General features: G+C 47.9%; 20 protein-coding genes. 9 read left to right on the top strand and 11 right to left on the bottom strand.

Annotated elements, in window-relative coordinates; translation table 11 throughout:
• Positions 1–25: 25 nt before the first annotated feature.
• Complete coding sequence (gene pyk, locus F0316_RS04210; protein WP_000099572.1) at positions 26–1,471, bottom strand: pyruvate kinase; 1,446 nt, start codon at positions 1,469–1,471, stop codon at positions 26–28.
• A 444-nt stretch (positions 1,472–1,915) separates the two neighbouring features.
• Here pyk and mlc point away from each other — a divergent pair, with 444 nt between their 5' ends.
• Both mlc and F0316_RS04220 read left to right on the top strand, forming a co-directional pair.
• Complete coding sequence (gene mlc, locus F0316_RS04215) at positions 1,916–3,133, top strand: sugar metabolism global transcriptional regulator Mlc (RefSeq protein WP_000281794.1); 1,218 nt, start codon at positions 1,916–1,918, stop codon at positions 3,131–3,133.
• Positions 3,134–3,237: 104 nt separating this feature from the next.
• Positions 3,238–4,182 (top strand): chemotaxis protein CheV, encoded by a 945-nt coding sequence (locus tag F0316_RS04220; protein ID WP_000017256.1) that lies wholly within the window; start codon positions 3,238–3,240, stop codon positions 4,180–4,182.
• A 73-nt stretch (positions 4,183–4,255) separates the two neighbouring features.
• Here the strand turns inward: F0316_RS04220 and F0316_RS04225 are convergent, their stop codons facing one another.
• The 6 genes from F0316_RS04225 to gap form a co-directional block, all read right to left on the bottom strand.
• Positions 4,256–4,612 carry a hypothetical protein gene (locus tag F0316_RS04225; RefSeq protein WP_001068121.1) on the bottom strand — a complete coding sequence of 119 codons (357 nt, stop codon included), beginning with the start codon at positions 4,610–4,612 and terminating at the stop codon, positions 4,256–4,258.
• Positions 4,613–4,751: 139 nt separating this feature from the next.
• On the bottom strand, positions 4,752–5,672 hold the full coding sequence (locus F0316_RS04230; RefSeq protein WP_172625957.1) for a ChaN family lipoprotein: 921 nt from the start codon (positions 5,670–5,672) through the stop codon (positions 4,752–4,754).
• Between the two features lie 77 nt (positions 5,673–5,749).
• A complete protein-coding gene (gene rlmA, locus F0316_RS04235) occupies positions 5,750–6,568 on the bottom strand; it encodes a 23S rRNA (guanine(745)-N(1))-methyltransferase (RefSeq protein WP_000143338.1) in 819 nt (272 codons plus the stop codon).
• Between the two features lie 153 nt (positions 6,569–6,721).
• A complete protein-coding gene (locus F0316_RS04240; RefSeq protein WP_095471515.1) occupies positions 6,722–7,726 on the bottom strand; it encodes a DUF2860 domain-containing protein in 1,005 nt (334 codons plus the stop codon).
• 433 nt (positions 7,727–8,159) lie between these two features.
• The gene (locus F0316_RS04245; RefSeq protein WP_000365091.1) at positions 8,160–9,050 is read right to left on the bottom strand and encodes a D-hexose-6-phosphate mutarotase; all 891 of its coding nucleotides are present in this window, start codon (positions 9,048–9,050) and stop codon (positions 8,160–8,162) included.
• Between the two features lie 147 nt (positions 9,051–9,197).
• The gene (gene gap, locus F0316_RS04250) at positions 9,198–10,193 is read right to left on the bottom strand and encodes a type I glyceraldehyde-3-phosphate dehydrogenase (RefSeq protein ID WP_149560233.1); all 996 of its coding nucleotides are present in this window, start codon (positions 10,191–10,193) and stop codon (positions 9,198–9,200) included.
• A 299-nt stretch (positions 10,194–10,492) separates the two neighbouring features.
• On the opposite strand from gap, the gene msrB reads away from it, so the two are divergent.
• The gene (msrB, locus tag F0316_RS04255; protein ID WP_001903554.1) at positions 10,493–10,936 is read left to right on the top strand and encodes a peptide-methionine (R)-S-oxide reductase MsrB; all 444 of its coding nucleotides are present in this window, start codon (positions 10,493–10,495) and stop codon (positions 10,934–10,936) included.
• A 160-nt stretch (positions 10,937–11,096) separates the two neighbouring features.
• On the opposite strand, the gene F0316_RS04265 is transcribed toward msrB, so the two are convergent.
• Entirely contained in the window at positions 11,097–11,921 is an 825-nt protein-coding gene (locus F0316_RS04265; RefSeq protein WP_001054630.1) for a DUF2989 domain-containing protein, read from the bottom strand.
• A 103-nt stretch (positions 11,922–12,024) separates the two neighbouring features.
• Between F0316_RS04265 and F0316_RS04270 the strand changes: the two genes are divergently transcribed.
• The gene (locus tag F0316_RS04270) at positions 12,025–12,312 is read left to right on the top strand and encodes a YeaC family protein (protein WP_000381017.1); all 288 of its coding nucleotides are present in this window, start codon (positions 12,025–12,027) and stop codon (positions 12,310–12,312) included.
• Positions 12,313–12,409: 97 nt separating this feature from the next.
• Here the strand turns inward: F0316_RS04270 and ansA are convergent, their stop codons facing one another.
• Complete coding sequence (ansA, locus tag F0316_RS04275; protein WP_149560234.1) at positions 12,410–13,423, bottom strand: asparaginase; 1,014 nt, start codon at positions 13,421–13,423, stop codon at positions 12,410–12,412.
• A 116-nt stretch (positions 13,424–13,539) separates the two neighbouring features.
• Positions 13,540–15,390, bottom strand: coding sequence for a signal peptide peptidase SppA (gene sppA / locus F0316_RS04280; RefSeq protein WP_149560235.1), 1,851 nt, complete (start codon positions 15,388–15,390; stop codon positions 13,540–13,542).
• A 229-nt stretch (positions 15,391–15,619) separates the two neighbouring features.
• On the opposite strand from sppA, the gene F0316_RS04285 reads away from it, so the two are divergent.
• Positions 15,620–17,620 (top strand): NADPH-dependent 2,4-dienoyl-CoA reductase, encoded by a 2,001-nt coding sequence (locus F0316_RS04285; protein ID WP_000283414.1) that lies wholly within the window; start codon positions 15,620–15,622, stop codon positions 17,618–17,620.
• Between the two features lie 73 nt (positions 17,621–17,693).
• Here F0316_RS04285 and purU read toward each other — a convergent pair whose 3' ends face one another.
• Positions 17,694–18,527 (bottom strand): formyltetrahydrofolate deformylase, encoded by an 834-nt coding sequence (gene purU / locus F0316_RS04290; protein ID WP_000412706.1) that lies wholly within the window; start codon positions 18,525–18,527, stop codon positions 17,694–17,696.
• A 269-nt stretch (positions 18,528–18,796) separates the two neighbouring features.
• On the opposite strand from purU, the gene F0316_RS19830 reads away from it, so the two are divergent.
• The 4 genes from F0316_RS19830 (at position 18,797) to F0316_RS04315 (ending at position 22,107) form a co-directional block, all read left to right on the top strand.
• Positions 18,797–19,000, top strand: coding sequence for a hypothetical protein (locus F0316_RS19830; protein WP_000356701.1), 204 nt, complete (start codon positions 18,797–18,799; stop codon positions 18,998–19,000).
• A 91-nt stretch (positions 19,001–19,091) separates the two neighbouring features.
• Positions 19,092–21,032: an ATP-dependent DNA helicase gene (locus F0316_RS04305; protein WP_032474876.1), complete on the top strand. Its 1,941-nt coding sequence runs from the start codon at positions 19,092–19,094 to the stop codon at positions 21,030–21,032.
• Positions 21,029–21,742, top strand: coding sequence for a tRNA (adenosine(37)-N6)-threonylcarbamoyltransferase complex dimerization subunit type 1 TsaB (tsaB, locus tag F0316_RS04310; RefSeq protein WP_000111650.1), 714 nt, complete (start codon positions 21,029–21,031; stop codon positions 21,740–21,742). The genes F0316_RS04305 and tsaB overlap by 4 nt, the downstream gene beginning before the upstream one ends.
• A gap of 59 nt (positions 21,743–21,801) precedes the next feature.
• Complete coding sequence (locus F0316_RS04315) at positions 21,802–22,107, top strand: hypothetical protein (protein WP_000253640.1); 306 nt, start codon at positions 21,802–21,804, stop codon at positions 22,105–22,107.
• Positions 22,108–22,114: the final 7 nt, after the last annotated feature.

Genomic DNA, 22,114 nt, shown 5'->3' on the forward strand with positions numbered 1-22,114 from the left:
CTATGCAGCCTTCTTCTTGCGATGACTAATAGACAGGTAAGATGCGCATACAGTTGGTGGAGCCTTCGACTCCCATAATATCGCCTTGGGTAATGATCACGAGATCCCCTTCTTCGAGTAGGTTTCGCTCTTTGAGGGCATCTAATGCTGCAATGGCTGCTTCTAGACCACTGGCTTGTTTGGTATCGAAGTAGAAAGGGATCACCCCGCGCAATAACGCGCAGCGATTGAGGGTTGCTTGGTTGGCAGACATCGCAAAAATCGGGAATACGGAATTGAGCCTTGAGGTCATTAATGCGGTGCGTCCTGATTCAGTGAGCGTGACCATGGCTTTAACGCCTTCTAAGTGGTTGGCTGCATAGATAGTCGACATAGCAATCGCTTCTTCTTCCGTGCGGAACACACTTTTAATGCGATAGTTTTGTTCATTCGACTCAATCATCTTTTCTGCACCAATGCAGACTTCAGCCATCGCTTTGACGGTTTCAACCGGATATTTGCCCGCAGCCGTTTCTCCCGACAACATCACAGCGTCAGTGCCATCGAGCACCGCATTCGCCACATCCATGACTTCGGCACGGGTTGGCATAGGGTTACTGATCATCGATTCCATCATTTGCGTTGCGGTAATCACCACACGGTTGAGTTTTTTCGCGCGTGAAATCAGCTTCTTCTGTACGGCGATGAGTTCGGGGTCACCGATTTCCACTCCGAGATCACCCCGTGCGACCATGATGACATCCGAGGCGCGAACAATATCATCAATGTTTTCATCACAAGAGACGGTTTCTGCGCGTTCAACTTTCGCGACCATACGCGCATGAAGCCCAGCTTCTTGGGCAAGACGGCGCGCGAATTTCATGTCTTCACCATTGCGAGGGAAAGACACCGCGAGGTACTCAACTTGAATTTCTGCCGCAAGTCGAATGTCATTTTTGTCTTTTTCAGTCAAAGCATCTGCCGATAAACCGCCGCCTTTTTTGTTAATCCCTTTATTGTTGGAGAGAGGACCGCCGACCAAGACTTTGGTGTGGATTTTATTGCCTTCAACTCGCATAACTTGTAACTGCACACGGCCATCATCAAGCAGCAAAATATCGTCGTTACAAACATCTTGCGGTAGCTTTTTGTAATCAATCCCCACGCTTTCTTGCGTGCCTTCCCCTTTGGCTAATTCCGCATCAAGAATGAAGTGTTCCCCTTCATTAAGGATAATTTTGCCTTCTTTGAAAGTAGAAACACGAATTTTTGGGCCTTGTAAATCACCTAATAAGGCGACGTGGCGACCGAGTTTGGCGGCAATTTCGCGAACTTTCTGCGCACGGTTTTTATGGTCTTCCGCGGTGCCGTGTGAAAAATTCATCCGAACGACATTGGCTCCTGCTCGGATAATGGCTTCGAGAATTTCTGGGCTTTCTGTGGAAGGACCTAAGGTGGCGACGATTTTTGTTCTACGCAAAGTTGAGCTCATATCATTGTTCCTTCGATGTGACAGTAAGGTATACCCTTCCTACTTAACGTTGCTGCGGTGTTGGCTGCCTTTGTCCACCTAATCACATGGAATGTCTATGCTCATGGGGCGATGAAAGTCAGCTTTGATTCTCAGCCAACGCCTCTGGTGGCTGCGCAAATGTGCCGCCTGCCTGCAACTTCAAGTAGTTTGGATATAAGTATAGTGGCTTAGGGAAATTATTATCCTGTTTATACCTGTTCTGCTTGCTGTTTCTGATGGTGTTTGTTCTGTTTGGGTATATCGCACCCATCAATAAATGGCAGCAATAAAGGCCAATATTTGGATATAAAACACAAACTTCTAGGTATATGCGTGATATTTGTCACGGCTATCTGACAAAGAACTTCACAATTACTTCGCAAAGTAAAAAAATTGGTCTGTCGTTGAATTCCGGAGCGCCGCATGTACATGGCTCAACCCGGCCATATTGATCATATTAAGCAGATCAATGCGGGCCGCGTATACAAACTAATAGACCAAAAAGGGCCAATCTCTCGCATCGATTTATCGAAAGAGAGTGAGCTTGCGCCAGCCAGTATTACCAAAATTACCCGTGAATTGATTGATGCGCACTTGATTCATGAAACGACGGTTCAAGAGGCGATCAGTCGAGGTCGACCTGCTGTTGGCCTTCAGACCAATAATCTTGGTTGGCAGTTTCTCTCAATGCGGCTCGGTCGAGGTTATCTCACCATTGCTCTCCACGAGTTGGGTGGAGAAGTGTTGATTGATACCAAAATTGATATCCATGAAATCGATCAAGATGATGTGTTAGCCCGGTTATTGTTTGAAATTGAAGAGTTTTTTCAAACCTACGCCGCGCAGTTAGATCGTGTAACCAGTATTGCCATTACGTTGCCGGGATTGGTTAATTCTGAGCAGGGTATAGTGCTGCAAATGCCGCACTACAATGTCAAAAATTTAGCTTTGGGACCAGAAATTTATAAAGCCACTGGATTGCCTGTGTTTGTTGCAAATGACACGCGGGCTTGGGCTTTAGCAGAGAAATTGTTTGGTCATTCACAAGATGTCGATAATTCTGTGTTGATCTCCATTCACCACGGACTTGGTGCAGGTATTGTGCTCGATGGGCGTGTATTGCAAGGTCGCCATGGCAATATCGGTGAGCTAGGGCATATTCAAATTGATCCGCAAGGTAAACGTTGCCATTGCGGAAACTACGGCTGCTTAGAGACCGTGGCGTCTTCACAAGCGATTCGCGATCAGGTCACGGCGCGCATTCAAGCCGGAGAGCCTAGTTGCCTCGCGACAGTGGAAGAAATTTCGATAGAAGATATTTGTGCTGCTGCCGCAGATGGGGATCCGCTTGCTGTAGATGTGATTCAACAGTTGGGGCGTTATTTAGGTGCTGCGATCGCAATTGTGATTAACTTATTCAACCCAGAGAAAATCTTAATTGGCGGTGTCATTAATCAGGCGAAATCGATTCTTTATCCCTCTATTGAGCAGTGTATTCGTGAGCAGAGTTTGCCGGTTTACCATCAAGATTTGAAGTTGGTCGAGTCGCGTTTCTATAAACAAGCGACCATGCCCGGTGCAGCTTTGATCAAGCAGGCGCTCTATGATGGTCTACTCTTAATGAAAGTGGTCGAAGGATAATCTGCCATTCCCATACAAGAAGTAAGAATTTCAGCTTTGCTTACATTTACATTTATACCTAGCGGCTATACTGTTACCTAGGTAGTCATTTAACGGAATTTCGTATGTCAGGTGTTTTGAACACGGTAGACCAGCGTACTAATCTGGTCGGCGAAAACCGATTGGAGCTGTTACTGTTTAGCCTCAATAGTCGTCAAATTTTTGCGATAAACGTTTTTAAAGTTAGAGAGGTGATCAAAGTCCCTCTACTGACCAAAATGCCAGGCTCGCATCCTCATATCACTGGTGTTGCGTCATTACGTGGTGAACCAGTGCCCGTTATCGATTTACGATCTGCCATCGGTTTTCCTCCTCGCCGTGTTCAAGATACGGAACAAAACCTAATCATTACTGAGTATAACCGGACAATACAGGGCTTTTTGGTGGGGCAGGTGCGCAACATCATCAATACCGCATGGACGGAAATCCAGCCGCCACCTAAGTCGGCCGGAAGGGCAAACTATCTAACGGCATTCACGCATGTCAAAGAACAAGACAAGACACATATTGTTGAGATCATTGACGTGGAGAAGGTATTAGCAGAAATCGTCCATTATGATGCCTCAATATCCAAAGAAGTATTGGATGAGAGCCTACTCAACCATATGGATGGTCGAACCATATTGATTGTCGATGATTCTTCAACAGCACGAAATCAAGTGAAAGATACACTGTCCCAATTAGGTTTAAATATCATCGAATGCCATGATGGCTTGCAGGCGTTGAATTTATTGAAATCTTGGTGTGATGAAGGTAAAGACATCTACAGTGAATTACTGATGATGATTACGGATGCTGAAATGCCGGAAATGGATGGTTATAAGCTGACTTATGAAATTCGTAATGATCCGCGTATGAAGGATCTCTTTATCACACTCAATACCTCGCTCAGTGGCAGCTTTAATGAAGCCATGGTGCAAAAGGTAGGCTGTAACCGATTTATTTCTAAGTTCCAACCTGATTTGCTCGTACAAGTTGCTCAGGAAAGATTGCGAGAAGTGCTTTCCTAAGCATATAGGTTGAACCGATAGCATTAAAAAGGCACTCATCGAGTGCCTTTTTAAATGGTGTTGATTGGCGAGTTTACAATACGGCTAACAGAATGCCGCCTATGGTTGCCGCAGCGGAAAGATATTGCCCAGCAGAGTAGGAGGTGTCCTCAACTTCTTTCACTTTTTCGGGGTGATCCATGCCCAAAGCACCATAAGTGAAAGCTTCAACTTTATCGCCGACAGTTTTATCTTTGCTTTCTAGCGCTTTACCTTCTTTTTCAATTTCCTGTAAAGCGGCAAGCAGCGCTTTGCCTTCCTCAGACAAGGTGACTTTGTTCTGCTCTACTTTGAGGGGAGCAGGAGCCGTATCTGGCTTAGTAGGTGTCTGAGATTTAAGCGTAGTGTTGGATGGCAATGTGTGCACGGATCCTGCGCCTATTGGGTTCATACATCTCTCCTAAGTCATCACTCTGAAACTATATCGACCACAAACTAAAAAACTTGCGTGATTTTTACACTTTATGTGTGAAAAACAGACAAGCAAATGCTGTGCCTGTTTTGAGTGTTTGACGGCTAAGAGGAGATGTTTATTCGCAAACGAGATCTGTGTTGCGATTTTTCAATGCATTAATCGCTTCGGCTTGATGCGCTTTTTGCACATAACGCACAGGTGGCGTGAGTACTTGCAGTTGATAATCATCACTTTGTGGCGAAAGTTCACCGACAGGAGTGATGATGACAACTTTGAGATTTGGGTTGCGACGCAAAATCGATGCCGCCGTGCCTAAACCCTGCTGAGTATGGAACATGCCAGCGATGTGTAGAACTTTGCGTTCAGGATTGGCCGCAAGATAGCGCACAATGCTTTCCGCCATGGTCTCATCCCAAGTGACTTGCGCCGCATATTGGTTCTCATTTTGTGCTGGATTGCCATGGTGCATTGAAGCCATAAAGGTGCTCTTGTATGGCGAATCTTGAATGTTAACTTCGGTTGCGACCCATTGGCGCTGTTCGGGGTTTAAACGGTCAAGATAATCAATCCCTACTCGGCCAATGCAACGCACGATAGGCTTTGGGGCATTGGCAGCAATCACGGGCAACTGTTGGCTTTTCGCAAACTCGACCAAAGGGCGGTAATCACTTTCGTAATTAGGCCAAGCATTCGCCTTTTGGATCAGATACTGCTCACCAATTTTCCCAGTGAGATAGTCATCCATCAAGGGCTGTGCATCACGGGTAAACTGTTCCATCGACAGTGCCATCGGATGGCCATTTTCCGTCATCTGCTTAAGCAAATCAGTCTGGAAACGGTGGATACCTGCGTGGGTATGCCATTCACCGACCAGGATCACGTCAGCGTTTTCGATTTCAGCAGGCAATCTTTGTAGGCTGATCCGCTCACCAGTTGGCGTCGCCAATTGATAGTCATAAAAGGTACTGACTTGCGTTGGAGTGGCTGAGCAGCCGAGTAAGCTGAAAGAAAGGAAAAGTGCCGCAATAGTGCGCATAAGAAAGGCCTCCATAAAAATTGCGCTCATGGTAATGGAGGCGACTGACTTATGCAATCAATGAGAATCGTTATCAGTTATTTTCTGCGATACACTCGGAGCATAAAATCGGCTTCACATTCGAAAGTATCACTTTGACTAACACGGTGTTTAAAATCCTCACTGGCACGCCATGCGAAAGGAGTCATTTGCAGCAAGTCTGCCGCTTCTGAGCCATTGAGTGCCATAGGGTAGTGTAGTTTACACTCTTCAACCAATTCAAAACCCGACAGAGTTTCTGGTTGCTCTTCATGTAAACGCACCTGATCGTAGATGCCTTGTTTAAATTGATACAGGTGACGCGCCGCTGGCGTGACGGTGATAACGATGCCGCCTATTTTGATACAACGCTCCAATTCGGTGTCTTTGCATGGTGCGTAAATACGGATCACGCCATCTAGACTCTGATTGGCAAAAGGTAAGCGGTGGCTAGAGGCTACGGCAAACTGGCACTCTGGGTAGCGTTTGGCCGCGTAGCGTATGGCGATTTTGGAAATATCGAGCCCCAAAATTTGTGCTTCACTGTCTTGCTGGCGCAAAGCCTTGGCAAAAAAATCGGTGTAGTAGCCTTCACCGCAACCAATATCGAGCAGCGTTTGCTGGCGGCCAGTCAAATAGGTTTGGCACAATTTGGCAACTTTTTCACGCATGGGCGCGTAGTGGCCTGTGTGTAAAAAACGGCGACGAGCCTGTGTCATCTCTTTGTTATCACCGGGATCTTTGGAGCGCTTATGCTGAACAGGCATCAGATTGACGTACCCCTCTTTCGCTACATCAAATTGATGACGATTGATACAGGCGTAAGTATTTTGGTTTAGCGTTAGGGGATGCTCACACAGCGGGCACAAAAAGGTCATGGTGGTCTCAATCAACAAAATAGAGGCGTAAGTTTAACGGCAGCCGCGCGAAATACAAAGCGCAACCCAGTCTCTTAACGCGGTTGATGTTGACTGCTCGAGGGATAAAGGCCGCTCAAAGGCTTGAACGGCCTTACAGTAAAGAGATCAACATTAAAAATTGAAGGCGACACCCGTTGAAAAGAAGGTCGATTGTTGATCAAAAAAGTTCACCGCATCATCGGTTTCACTCAGTCCTGCCATCGCGTTAATCGAGACATTTTGCCAACCAAAGGGCGCGCGATAGACATACAGCGCAAAGGCGCTCCAGCGGTCGGCATCACGGGTTTTCGCAAAAATCGGGTGTGCGGTATCGTACTCTTCTTGTCCATAACTCAGGGTTAAAAACAGCGCTTGAGGGCCGAAAAAGGTATTCACACCGAGTTGATAGTCCAGCGCCGTAAAATCAAACGCATCCCCTTGAGCATCACGCTGGGTATAGGTGATTTGCGGGACTAAAGACCAAGAGCGGCTCAGAGGTAAAGAGATTTCAGCCGATACTTGTTGATACTCACTGTTACGATTGAGTAACGCACGTTGCGTATTATTGAGGCCGGATGTTGCACCGCTTTGCTCTTCATCGACTTTGTAATCTAAGTAGGCATAACGCAGAGTAATTGGAAGCGCGAAAGGCGCAGTATAAGCAAGGCGTCCTCCTTGCGCGCTGATGTCGGTCGCCGCTCTTGCCGTCTGCGTTAAATAGGGATCGCGCCAAGTTTCATTAATCCCAGGCAGCGAAGGAAAATAAGCGAGTGTAATTTCACCCAGTTTCTCAAATCGGTGGGTGATACCCAGTTCCGCTTGTAGTTGTCCCTCGATCACTTGGTCGGTACTTTGACCGGCAAAAAGCTGAGTATTTCCCGAGGCAAAGGTGTATTGCACATTCCCGAGTGGTGCAAACAGGAGCTCGGAAGTGGAGGTACCTGATTGCTGTAAATCCGTGGTGATCGCGTTGTCATCATTGGTGTTCATTTGCGATTTATCACGCACGTAAAAGCTGTTAAGACTCAGTGTGACATCCCAACCAGGCTGATTTCTATCGGTTGGGCCTTGAGCATAAGCCGCTGGTGGCAAAGAGGCGACAAGCAAAGTGAGTAGACTGGGGTAAATAATGTTCATTAGGCTTCCTTACCAAATGTATGCGTTATCCCCTTCCGACTTGAAGCTGCAGCGGTGTGGGCTACGTTCGTTCACCCCAATCACATAGTTTATCTATGCTCATGCGGATTGACTCACTTGTCGCCTACCAGCAACTCTAAGTCGTTTGGGTATATATCAAGAGGCACAATTATACCGAGCTAAGTCCTGAATGCCATGACGAAAAGATGAACAGAATGCGGATCGCTCAGTAAATTTGTCAAAAATGAAATAAGCAGCACCCGCGTTGCAATCCAGAATGGATATACCCTTCCTACTTGAAGCTGCAGCGGTGTTGGCCGCATTCGTTCACCCCAATCACATAGCGTATCTATGCTCATGGGGATTCACTCATTTGCCGCCTACCTGCAACTTCAAGTTGTTTGGGTATAAAGTTCTGCTTATATCGAGAGGACTATTGAGCTTGACTAGTGATTTGAGTGACTAGCTGATGATTTTGCCCCGGCTGTAAGGTGATACCCTCTGCCAAAGACGGCGCATGCAGTGTTGATTCCACACACAAAAAGTGTAAGTAACCCTCGTCATTCATGTCGGCCATCGATTGAGCACCTTGTTGCCAAGGATTCCACAATACCGCGGAGTTATGACCTTGATTTTCAACGGTTAGTGTGCGAGCTAATGCGGGGTCTTGCACTGTGATCAAGGGTTCGGGTTGCGTGTAAACACGGTCTATCGTGTCAGTGAGAGTGAGCAAACCGTGCTGAGTACATAGACGACTGTTTTGTAGGCTATCAATATACTCCGTTCCCACACCTGAGGTTTGCGTTTCACGAATATCACCCACGTGCAGATAAGTGTGCAGAGCCCCAGAGAAGGTCCATGCTTTTGAATCCGTGTTAGTCACATCAAGTGTCACAGTCAAGCTCTCACGGATTTCCACGTGCAATCGAACGTCAAATTGATATGGCCAAATGGCTAAGCTCTCTGGCGTGGCTTGCAAGCCGAGAGTGACGATAACGCCTTGCTCATTTTCCCTGTGTTCGATCAGTTTCCATTCTTGGTTACGCGCAAAACCATGTGCCGGGGCGGCAATACGACCAAACCATGGCCAGCAAACCGGAATACCACCGCGTAGCGCGGCTTTGCCATCGTAAATAGCTTGTGAGCTCATCCACAGCAAGTCAGCTTGGCCTTTTGGCTGAAAGGAGAGGACATGACCACCGTGCAGTGAGATAGCGGCGCTGGCTTTGTCATGAATGACGCGTACGATTTTGACTTGATCTTGCTCAGCTATGGTGACGCAATCAGATAATGTTGTGACGGTTTTCAAAGAGAGTAAATCCATCTTAGTTTCCTTGAGTCTGCGTTTTGGCTAGCTCTGAGATTTGGTGAAATAGCGAGCAAAAGACTCGGAAACACCAATACTCAGATACCAAAAAGGCGACCCTAGAGTCGCCTTTTTGTCTAACGAATTTCTTCGCTAATCACTACATTACTTAGAGATGTGAGCGATCAGGTCAAGAACTTTGTTTGAGTAACCGATTTCGTTGTCGTACCAAGATACTACTTTAACGAATTTGTCAGTCAGTGCGATACCTGCGTCAGCATCGAAGATAGAAGTGCGAGTGTCACCGTTGAAGTCAGTAGAAACTACTGCATCTTCAGTGTAGCCTAGGATACCAGCCAGTTCGCCTTCAGAAGCTGCTTTCATAGCTGCTTTGATGTCGTCGTAAGACGCTGCTTTTTGCAGGTTAACAGTCAGGTCAACTACAGAAACGTTAGCAGTTGGTACGCGGAAAGCCATACCAGTCAGTTTGCCGTTCAGTTCTGGAAGAACAACGCCTACTGCTTTCGCTGCGCCAGTTGAAGATGGGATGATGTTTTGAGAAGCACCACGGCCACCGCGCCAGTCTTTTGCTGAAGGACCGTCAACTGTTTTTTGAGTTGCAGTTGTTGCGTGAACAGTGGTCATCAGACCAGACTCGATACCGAAGTTGTCGTTCAGTACTTTAGCGATAGGCGCCAGACAGTTAGTAGTACAAGAAGCGTTAGAAACGATGTCTTGACCCGCGTAAGTCTTGTGGTTAACACCCATTACGAACATTGGAGTCTTGTCTTTTGAAGGACCAGTCAGAACAACTTTCTTCGCGCCTGCTTCGATGTGTTTACGAGCAGTTTCGTCAGTTAGGAACAGACCTGTTGCTTCAGCAACAACGTCAACACCGATTTCGCCCCATTTCAGGTCAGCTGGGTTACGTTCTGCAGTTACACGTACAGTTTTGCCGTTAACGATCAGGTTACCGTCTTTAACTTCAACAGTGCCGCTGAAACGACCGTGAGTTGAGTCGTACTTCAGCATGTATGCCATGTAATCAACGTCGATCAGGTCGTTGATACCTACAATTTCGATGTCATTGCGCTCTTGCGCAGCACGGAAAACGAAACGACCGATACGGCCAAAACCGTTAATACCTACTTTGATAGTCATTATAGTTGCTCCACAACTTAATTTCTGATTAAAGATAACTGGTAGTAAAATTACAGAATCCAGTTAAAAGCTGCAACAGATAATCGGACTTAACTTGTTTAAAGTCAAAAAAAAGCGTCGCTTTTTTTCACAATCGTTTGCAACTGATTAACTTTTAAACTTGAGCCTGCTTTTTATGCTTACCAATTGACGTAGAATGTGGCGATGGTTGAGTACCGCACACACTAAAAAATCTTGCTCAAAATAGAGTGAAAAAGTATGTGCCACAAACTCTGAATTAGGCAAGTTTTTCACAAAAAATGGTCAGTAAAGCGATAAGTAAAAAGGAAAGAGAAAGGGTGAAATTCGAATCAAAAGATCTGCACAAGCCTGATGAATACTGGCGTGAGCACCTGACGGAAGAGGCGTTTTATGTCTGCCGCCAACAGGGTACAGAAGCACCATACTCAGGTAAGTTGTTACACAATAAAGACACGGGCCTTTACCACTGTACCTGCTGCCAAAGCGCTCTGTTTAGCTCTGAAAATAAATACGATTCGGGCTGCGGTTGGCCAAGTTTTGATGCGCCGATTAATGAACAGGTGATACGCTTTTTGGATGACTTTAGTCACGGAATGGTGCGTACCGAAATTCGTTGTGCAGCCTGTGATAGCCACCTTGGACATGTTTTTGAAGACGGTCCTAAGACGACAGGATTGAGATTTTGTGTTAACTCGGTGTCGTTAATTTTCAACAAAAAGTGAATATTGCCAGACGACTTGGAGTGGTAGGTTGGCGCTAAGTGAGTTCATCCCCGAGCACCAATAGGTTATGCGATGAGAAATAAACGCCGTCAACAGCGCAGCATCTTTAAGTCGGAAGGGGTCAGCGGCCAAGAAATTCGCCGCTGATTTCCGAGGCACTTCACCCTTCGTTAGGTTTAGGCAGGGTAGTCTTGGTGTAACTGCCGTTACGGATCGTTTTAGCAATTGTGCTGGCAGTATCATCCAATGCGGCAAACTTCTCTTGGCTAAAACCGTAAAGCCGTTTCATTTCTGTTGTGGACGCAACCGAAACCCCAAATTCTTTGCCAATCATTGCCCACAGATAAGCATGCTCTTTATCATGCAGAGCATGGTAGTTACTGGCTAAGGCTTTCAATATCTCAATATTGACGGGTTGACCATTGCTGAGCTCAAGTGTTTTATGCAGCAGCTCGATGGTTTTCGGTTTATCGCGGTCAGTGTAAAAAGTGGCGAGGGCGTACTGCATCTCGGCCGTTTCTAATTCAGGCTTACCTTCCAACTGCAAAAAGGCACGCCGCGCCGCGTGATCACCAATCTGACTCCACAAGAAATAGAGTGCTTGTGGTGAATTGGATTGTTTCAGTTCAGCCACGATACGTTCTTGCTCTTTGCCTGAATTGACCAAAGCATTAAAGCGATTCTCTTTTAGCTTCGTTTGATCAATCGCTTGGATTTGCGAAGCAAGCTCAAGACATTTTCGATAAGCACTCACCAAATGGTATTCTTTGATGCTTTTTTCATCGCTCGGTGATTTCAAAATTTCAAAGCGGTGCCATATCAGATCGGTTCTGGGAATGCGGCATTGCCCATCATCCATATTGAGCTGTTCACAGCGCAGATTGGGGTTGTCGGCACAGAGCTTTTCGGTGTTCTTGCGATTCTCGAAACAGCCACTTAACAGCACTAGGCTTGCGAGAATAAGTAATGGTTTAGTCAAATTCATGATATCGGCTTGTGATCAAATACACTTATTTATTTAGCTGTTCTTGACGCATTACGCTAGCTCGTTATGTTGACGCCACATCACTTTTGAGCAGGATGAGATCATGGACACCCAACAACTGATTAATGCGATTACGCCTGAAGCTTATCAGCGCCTACTGTACGCTGTAGAAACGGGCAAGTGGCCTGAGGGTACACCACTTTCACAACAGCAGCGAGATTCCTGTATGCAAGCTGTGATGTTGTATCAATCTAAGCATAATACACAGGCAGACCATATGTCGGTTGGCGTGGGAGGCGAGGTGGTTTTTAAATCCAAAGCGGAACTGAAAAAGCGTTTTTCGGAAGGGGAAGAGGATATTCTGCGCGTTAACCCCAACCAAGAGGCATGAGTAATTCCCAACCTAACAATGAGCCCCGCATTACGCGAGGCTCATTGGCAACCATGTTAAATGGGGGAGATCGCTTTTCGATCTTCTGCTTCAACCACTACAGCGTCATTTCACCACGTAACACTTGCTGCATTTTGGCTTTCACTTCTTCATAGGAGAGGTTCTGGCTGAGTAGATAATGCAGTTTGGCGAGCGCCGCTTCAGGCGTCATGTCATAGCCACTGATCACGCCCGCATCAGCCAGTGCACAACCTGTGGCGTAGCCGCCCATATTGACTTTGCCCGCAAGACATTGGGTCAGGTTCACCACAATCACCCCACGTTCAGATGCCGCTTTGAGCTGAGCCAGTAACTCAGGATTCTGCGGTGCATTGCCGACACCGAAGGTGAGCAGGATCATCGCGTTCACAGGTTGCAATAGGGTATTGCGGATCACCTCATGAGAAATGCCGGGGTACATGGTAATTACACCAATCGGTTGTGGCGTGATCGGGTTGACTTTGAACGCACCATTCGGTTTTTCATCCACTTTGACGTTGGTGCTCAATTCAATATTGATGCCTGCTTCCAATAGAGGTGGTAGGTTTGGCGAGCTGAAAGCACTAAAACCGTCGGCGTGTGATTTGCGGCTGCGGTTGCCACGCATCAAACGATTATTGAAGAACAGAGTCACTTCATTGATTGGGTAATTGGCTGCGACGTGCAAGGCATTGAGCAAGTTGGCTTGGCCGTCTGAACGCAGATCCGCCAGTGGGATTTGTGAGCCTGTGACAATCACAGGTTTGCCTAAGTTTTCGAACATGAACGACAGTGCTGAAGCTGTGTAAGCCATGGTATCCGTACCGTGGAGGATTACAAAGCCGTCGTATTTGTCGTAGTTGGCCGCAATATCGTCAGCAATAAGCTGCCAATCAGCAGGCGTCATGTCAGATGAATCCATCAAAGGATCGTATTCATGAATGGTAAACAGAGGCATTTCTGGACGGTGAAACTCGGGCATGCTGGCTAATTGCTTTTCCATAAACCCTGCAACAGGAACGTAGCCGTGATCCGATTTTTTCATGCCAATGGTGCCGCCTGTATAGGCGATATAAATATGTTTTCTTGCCATAGCGAGAAATCACTCAGTGTAGGGAACAGAGCGGCGATTATAGCGAAAACTCTTGCAATAAAAAGAGGCGCTTCTTGCAAAGCGCCTCGGTATATCAAGGGTTGTGACCGCGTAGACTATTCTACTTGGCAGGGCAGACAGAACGCATATTGCCCTTTAGGATCATTCAATTGATTGAGCAGCGACGTTTGTTGTTGCCACTCTACTGCCAAGGGTTGCAGTGATTTTGGCAAGAGAGTGGAGACATCCAAACCTAAGCTGACACGTACTTGTCCGAGCAGATCTTGTAAAAATTGCTGGGCTGGAGTGAGTGGCTCTTCAACCCAGTACAGGTTGTATTGATCCAACTGTGCCAGATCCGCTGCCAAATGTACGGCATCATCAAAATCACCCAACTGATCGACTAAACCGAGGGTTTGTGCATCTTGTGCAGTCCAGACTCGGCCCTGAGCCAGTTCATCCACTGCTTTTAAGGTCAGGCCACGTTTCTCTGCAACCAAAGAAATAAAGCGCTGATAACCGTGTTCAATACCCAGTTGAATCGCATCTTTTGCACCTTGGGTGAGCCCCGTGGTCAGGCCTTGTCCTGAAAAAGGCGTTGTACCAACACCATCAGTATAAATACCAAGGTTGCTCAGCCCTTTCTCGAAGGTAGTGATGACGCTGAAAATACCGATTGAACCTGTCAGTGTGGTCGGTTGGGCGACAATCTTATCTGCGCTCATCGAAATCCAGTAACCACCGGAAGCGGCAAGGCTTGACATCGACACCACCACAGGTTTACCCGCCGTTTTCAGAGCTTCAATTTCATTGCGGATCACTTCGGAAGCAAACGCGCTGCCTCCTGGGCTATCGACACGCAGTACGACCGCTTTTACATTGCTGTCGTTACGAGCTTCGCGCAGTAATCCAGACACGGTATCGCCACCCACGGTACCACGTGGTTGTGAGCCATCCATAATCGCACCGCTCGCGACGACAATCGCAATATCGTTGGCATCGGTCAGTGTCGTTGGCTTAATGGTGGTTTTATATTCGTAGTAACCGATAGCGTTATAACTGTCTTTTCCATCGCTACCAAAAGTTTCTGCTAACGTTTGGCGAACTTGTTGACGAGTGGCTAGCTCATCGACGAGACCGACTTTTTTGGACAGTGCAGCTAAGTCACCATTCACTTCTTTCAACTGAGCGACAAACTGCTCCATGCTTGGAGTAAGGGTTTTGATCTCAATTTGGCGATTGGCCGCGACATCATCGACGTACGCGCTCCACAACTGAGTGAGCCAGCGAGAAGCGGATTCACGAGCCGCATCAGACATATCATCACGCACAAAAGGCTCAATTGCCGATTTGTAGGTGCCGACACGAAAGACGTGAGTGGTGACATCCAATTTCTCAAGCAGAGTTTTGTAGTACATGGAGTAGGCGCTGTAACCTTTTAGCAGTACGGCACCATCTGGAGCGAGGTAGATTTTGTCCGCATAACTCGCCAAATAATATTGGCTCTGATTATAAAAATCCCCAACCGCAAACACAGGCTTACCAGAGGCTTTGAATTCGTTGATCGCTTTGGCGATATAACGCAGCTTAGTCAAGTTGGTTTCTGGCATGTCTCCTAAAGCCAACACAAGCCCGGTGACATTGTTGTCATTTTTCGCATGGCGTAAAGTTTCAACAATATCAAACAGTACGTTTTCGCGGGGGAGCTCTTCACCAAACACGGAGCCCGTAAAGGAGTCCATCGGGTTGATGTGCGTACTCTGCTCAACAATCGGGCCAGACAGATTGAGCACCAGTGCCGAGGATTTATCCATGGTGGGTAGCGGGGCGTCAGCGTGGACATAAATAAAGTAAATAATGCCAATACTGAGTAAGAAAATAAGGTTAGTCAGTGCCAGCCTGATGAAGGTGATCGCTTTCCAAATCCCTTTCAAAATCAGCCCAACAAAACGAAATAGTGATTTCATGGTATCTCCAGACCAACGGAGTGGCACAACACTCCAAAGCTTCAGATGTCTAGTGCATATCAGCGCACAACGAACCACATCCTACGTTATCTGATCGGGGCAAACAACAATCTTGCAAACCAGCGTAACCTTGATCGCTGTTACACAAATGTAAACACTTGTTTGATTTTTGTAATTGGCAAGAATATTCTGGTCAGACCATATCAATAAGAAGCAAAGTGAAGTCGCTATGTACCCAAATCTATTTCAGCCTCTCGATCTTGGTTTTACTCAGCTCAAAAATCGTGTGTTGATGGGCTCTATGCATACTGGCTTAGAAGAAAATAAGGAAGGGCTGCACAAGCTGGCGGCCTTTTATGAAGAACGAGCCAAAGGTGGCGTAGGCTTGATTGTGACGGGTGGCTTTTCGCCTAACTTGCGCGGCCGTCTGCACCCATTCAGCGCTGAATTTAGCAAAACTAAGCATGCCAAAGCCCATAAAGTGGTGACAGAAGCGGTGCACCGTCATGGCGCTAAAATCGCTTTGCAACTGCTGCATGCGGGGCGTTATGCGATGCATCCATTTTCACAAAGTGCTTCCGCGATTCGTGCACCGATTGCCAAGTTTGCCCCGAGTGAAATGAGCACTCGCCAAATCCGCAATACCATCCAAGACTTCGCCAATAGCGCCGAGCTTGCACAACTGGCGGGCTATGATGGCGTCGAAGTGATGGGGTCAGAAGGTTATTTGATTAACCAGTTCATCTGTAAGCGCACCAACATGCGTTACGACGAGTGGGGCGGCAGTTATCAAAACCGCATTCGTTTTCCAGTTGAAATTGTTAAAGCTATCCGTGAAGCGGTTGGCAAAGAGTTCATCATTATCTTTCGTCTGTCGATGCTCGATTTGGTGGAGCAGGGCAGCACTTTTGAAGAGGTGGTGGTGCTTGCCAAAGCCTTAGAAGAGGCGGGTGTCACCATTATCAATACCGGGATCGGCTGGCATGAAGCGCGTATTCCCACAATAGCGACCCAAGTGCCGCGTGCCGCTTTTAGCTGGGTGACGGAGAAGATCAAACCCTATTTAAAAGTGCCTGTCGTGACCTGTAACCGCATTAACACGCCGGAGCAAGCGGAGAAAATTTTGGCGAGTGGTCAGGCGGATATGGTGTCGATGGCGCGCCCGTTTTTAGCCGATGCGGACTTTGTACGCAAAGCGCAAGAAGGGCAGAGCGCGCTCATCAATACCTGTATTGGTTGTAATCAAGCTTGTTTGGACAACGTCTTTCGTGGCAAACGTGCGAGCTGCTTGGTGAACCCGCGCGCTTGTTATGAAACTGAGATTGTGGTTAAACCCGCGCAGAGCAAAAAAATTGCGGTTGTCGGTGCTGGCCCTGCCGGTTTAGCGTTTGCGACGACCGCTTCAGAGCGTGGTCATCAAGTGGATCTGTTTGAACGAAACGACAGAATCGGTGGCCAATTCCGTCTTGCGATGCAGATCCCCGGCAAAGAAGAGTTTCGGGAAACCATTCGCTATTTTGCTAACCGGATTGATCAAACTGGCGTGAAGTTGCATCTGGGTTGTGAAGTGCAATTTAGCGATCTGCGTGGCTACGATGAAGTGGTGATCGCCACGGGCGTGACACCTCGCAAAATCGCCCTAGCGGGGCTGAGTGAATCATCAAAAGTAGTTGATTACCAAACCTTAATTCGCGAAAAGACACCCGTAGGCCAAAAGGTCGCGATTGTCGGCGCTGGCGGTATTGGGGTGGATGTGGCGAGCATGCTCACCGAGCCGAAAGATCAAACTTTAGATGATTGGTTATACGAATGGGGGATTGATAAAGCCATCGAGCACCCCGGCGGTTTGTACCCATATCCTGAGACAACCAGTGAGCGTGAAGTCTGGCTGCTGCAACGGCGCAAAGGCGCGGTGGGTAAAGGGCCGGGTAAAACCACGGGCTGGATCCATAAACGCACGTTAGAAAAACGCGGTGTGCATTTGGTTGGTGGCGTGCAGTATCAGAAAATCGATGAGCAAGGTCTGCATATTGAGCGTGATGGAAAATCAGAGCTGATTGATGCTGATAGTGTGGTGATTTGTGCAGGTCAAGAATCCGTGCGTCCTTTTGAGGCGCAGTGGGCTGAGCTGGGAGATAAGCTGCATGTGATTGGTGGGGCGGATGTCGCCGGAGAACTGGATGCTGCGCGCGCGATTCGTCAAGGTGTGGAACTGGCGGTGCGTTTGTAACTTGTTGAGTGAAAACCATGAACGGCAAAGGGCACTTCAGTGCCCTTTGTTGTTTCCGATTGGAAAATAGAAATTACAGAATGACAGTTTTGTTGCCGTAGACAAATACATGATCATTCAGCACTTTATTGAGTGCTTTGCTGAGCACATTTTTCTCCACATCGCGCCCAGCTTGCGCCATATCTTGCGCGCTAAAGGTATGATCGACCGGAATCACGTCTTGCTTGATGATCGGTCCTTCATCGAGATCGTTCGTCACAAAATGCGCTGTTGCACCAATGATTTTTACACCGCGCTCATAGGCTTGCTGATACGGCTTCGCACCGATAAAAGCGGGCAAGAAACTGTGGTGGATATTGATGATTTTATGGTGAAAACGCTCCACAAACGCAGGTGTCAGCACACGCATATATTTGGCGAGAACCAGATAATCTGGCTGATATTGGTCAATCACATCTAACAGTGCCTGTTCGTGAGCTTCACGCGACAAACCTTCATGGGACACACAGTGGTAAGGAATATCAAAACGCTCAGTCAAACGTTGCAGCGTGTCATAGTTGCCGACTACCGCAGCAATATCCACATCGAGACTACCATCGTAGTTTTTCATCAAAATATCGCCTAAGCAGTGAGCTTCTTTAGTCACCAGAATGACGATGCGTTTGCGGCTCGAACTGATCAGTTTACGCCTAGTACCTTGAGGTAGAGCATGGTCGAGGTCGGCCAGCAGCGTTGCGTCATTGAAATAACCTTCCAATTCGGTACGCATGAAAAAATGACCGCTGGCATTATCCACGAATTCATTATTGTGGATGATGTTGAGTTGATGCTTGTAACAAATATTGGTGATCTTGGAGATCAGTCCCGGCGCATCAGGACAATGCGTCAGCAGGGTTTTTTTTTCCATTGATAACAACTTCCATGCAAAAATAAAAATCCCCTTTCTCTTTGAAATAACAAGGCTATTTTTTGCCATTTCAGCCAGTCTGGGGCTAGCGAATTTTTTCATTCTAAAAAACAAATCGGAGGCGGCTGAACGGTGAGCCAGCCCGCAAATACGCACCTATAATTAATCTATTATCAAGATAGATTCAATCGCTTTAGCCAAGTAATACTTAGGTTCATTGTGCATTGAGTAGGTAGTTTCTTATTGTTGAGAGTAGTAAGGGGTTGGATATGGATAAAGAACTTCTCGCACGTAAATTGTATGTCGAGCGGGTAGAGGCACTGCTCGGGGATCAGCCTATGGATGAGCATATTTTGGAAGAGATGTGGGAAAACCGCGCCTCTCCTTCTGAAGCAGCCAAAGCCATGACCATCACCCCGACATCGGGTTATGATGCTCCACCTTGGCTTGCCCGTTATCTCAATCGCAAGTAAATCTTTCTCTGCGGTGTGAATGAGATTGTCATTCGCACCGCTGCTGAAAACCTGCCATAATCGCGCCATTTCCGTTGCACAACGAACTGGCATGATTGAAAAAACCTTTTCCCAGCAAGGCGCTTTAGGCCAAGCCATTCCGGGCTTTCAACCCAGACAAGCACAAGTCGATATGGCGAAAGCGGTCGCCAGTGCTATCACCAACCAATCTCAATTAGTGGTTGAAGCGGGTACCGGAACCGGCAAAACCTTCGCGTATTTAGTGCCTGCGCTGCTCAGTGGCAAAAAGGTGATCATCAGTACCGGTTCTAAAAACCTGCAAGAGCAGCTTTTCCATCGCGATTTGCCTTTAATGGTCAGTGCGTTAGGCTTTTTCGGCCAAGTCGCTCTGCTCAAAGGGCGTGCAAACTATCTCTGTCTTGACCGCCTAAGTCGGCAAATGGTCGAAAGCCATACCCCCGAATCTGATCCCACGCTGCTCACTCAACTGGTGAAAGTACGCAGCTGGGCATCCAGTACCCAGAGCGGCGATTTAGGTGAATGTGATGATTTGGCGGAAGATAGCCCGATCATCCCAACCATTACTTCAACCAACGACAACTGCTTAGGGAAAGAGTGTGCCAGCTACCAAGACTGCTTTGTTTCCAAAGCGCGTCGTCGCGCGATGGATGCCGATGTGGTCGTGGTGAACCATCACCTATTTCTGGCCGATTTGGCGATCAAAGAGACGGGCTTTGGTGAGTTAATTCCTGAAGCCGAAGTGTTTATTTTCGATGAAGCGCACCAACTGCCGGATATCGCGAGCCAATATTTTGGTCAGTCGGTATCGAGTCGCCAAGTGCAAGAGCTGGCGAAAGATATTGAACTCGGTTATCGCACCGAAGCGAAAGACATGCGCCAGCTACAAAAAGTGTCGGATAAGCTAGTGCAGGCTGCGATGGATTTGCGCATTGTGCTTGGCGAGCCGGGCTATCGTGGCAACTGGCGTGAAGTGCTGAAAGTGCCGACCGTCGCAAGGGAAGTGGAACGGCTCAATGAAGCGCTGCAATTTGCGTTGGATGTGCTCAAGCTGGCTTTGGGGCGCAGTCAGCTTCTGGATACGGCATTTGAACGTGCAACTTTGATCTTAGGCCGCATTCGCCGTGTGTGTGATGTTTCTGTCACTGGATATTCCTATTGGTATGACACCACGCCGCGCCATTTCAGTTTGCACATTACCCCACTGTCGGTAGCAGATAAATTTCGTGAACAGATTGCGCTAAAAGAGGGCGCGTGGATATTCACTTCCGCCACCTTAGCGGTCAACGAAGATTTCAGCCATTTTACTGAGCGGCTAGGGCTGACGCCGAGTGCGCAGTTTTCGCTGGTCAGCCCATTTGATTATCAGCAGCAAGCGGTCTTGTGCGTGCCGCGCTATTTACCCGAGCCGAACAGTCCCGGCCTTGCTGAGAAACTGGTACGCATGCTCGCGCCAGTGATCGAACATAACCAAGGGCGCTGTTTCTTTTTATGTACCTCGCACAGCATGATGCGCGATCTAGGCGAGCGTTTTCGTGAACGTTTGACCTTGCCAGTGTTGATGCAAGGAGAAACCAGTAAGCAGAAAACGTTGGCTGAATTTATGGAGCTGGGCAATGCCCTGTTGGTGGCAACTGGCGCTTTCTGGGAAGGGATCGATGTGCGAGGCGACACTTTAAGCTGTGTTATCATCGACAAATTGCCGTTTACCGCACCGGATGACCCGTTGCTCAAAGCGCGGATTGAAGATTGTCGTTTGCGCGGTGGCGATCCATTTGCGCAGGTGCAACTGCCCGAAGCGGTGATCACCTTAAAGCAAGGTGTGGGGCGGTTAATCCGCGATAAAAATGATAAAGGCGCGTTGATCATCTGTGACAATCGACTGGTCACACGCGATTATGGTGGCGTGTTTCTCGCCAGTTTACCGCCAATCCCGCGCACGCGGGATCTGGACGTCGTCACCACTTTTCTACAACAATTAGCTATAACTGAAATCAATCAGAGAGACTCATGAGCGTAAAAATTCTCGCCTTAGATACGGCCACCGAGCGCTGTTCCGTCGCGCTACTCATCGGCAATACCGTTTATTCACGCAGTGAAATCGCCCCGCGTGATCACACCAAAAAAGTATTGCCTATGGTGGACGAAGTCTTAAAAGAAGCAGGCGTAACGCTTCAAGAATTGGATGCTTTGGCTTTTGGCCGTGGCCCGGGAAGTTTTACTGGGGTACGGATTGGCATTGGAATTGCACAAGGTTTAGCCTTTGGGGCAGATCTGCCGATGATTGGCATTTCGACCTTAGCGGCGATGGCGCAAGCGGCGTATCGCTTGCAGGGGTTAACCCATGTTGCCAGCGCGATTGATGCGCGCATGGAAGAAGTGTATTGGGGGCGCTATGTGCGTCAAGAAGATGGCAGTTGGCAAGCCGCGGAAGCGGAGTGTGTGATTGCACCTGCGCTGTTAGCGCAGACCTTGACCCAAGATGATTTAACCCAAGATGAGCAGATTTGGGCGACCGCCGGAACGGGTTGGGATGCTTATCCCGCACTGGCGGATCTGCCGTTGCAACTGCAAACCAGCGAAGTGCTTTACCCTGATGCGCAAGATATGGCTTATTTGGCTCAGTTCGAATTAGCGCAAGGCAATCAAGTGAGTGTGGAGCAGGCAAGCCCTGTGTATCTGCGCGATACTGTGGCTTGGAAAAAACTGCCGGGTCGCGAGTAAGGCTAAAACCGTCAGGCAGAAGATGAGCGCTTACTCACTCGCAAACGAATAGGAACAGTATGGTTTCAATTAATGGATTACCTCCGGCGCGACTGCCTGGCACCAATAAAACCTCGAAAACGGGGAAAAAGGGCGAGGTCAGTCAGAGCGAGAGTGGCAAAAGCGTTTCATCGACCAGCAAAGTCGCGACGGCGGTAGCGGAATCGATCCGTCAGGTCAATGAGTCGGACATCCATCGCGCGCAAGTGCAGTACGATTTGCCTGAAGGGCGGGGTCGTAAAGCGATGGAAGAGTACCTGAATATAATGAATCAAGCGCGCAAAGAGGAACTTGCGCAGCTACTTGGGGTCGATATCTACATCTAAAACTGAG

Origin of the sequence: Vibrio cholerae (assembly GCF_008369605.1) — a bacterium.
In the GTDB taxonomy this organism is placed as follows: domain Bacteria; phylum Pseudomonadota; class Gammaproteobacteria; order Enterobacterales; family Vibrionaceae; genus Vibrio; species Vibrio cholerae.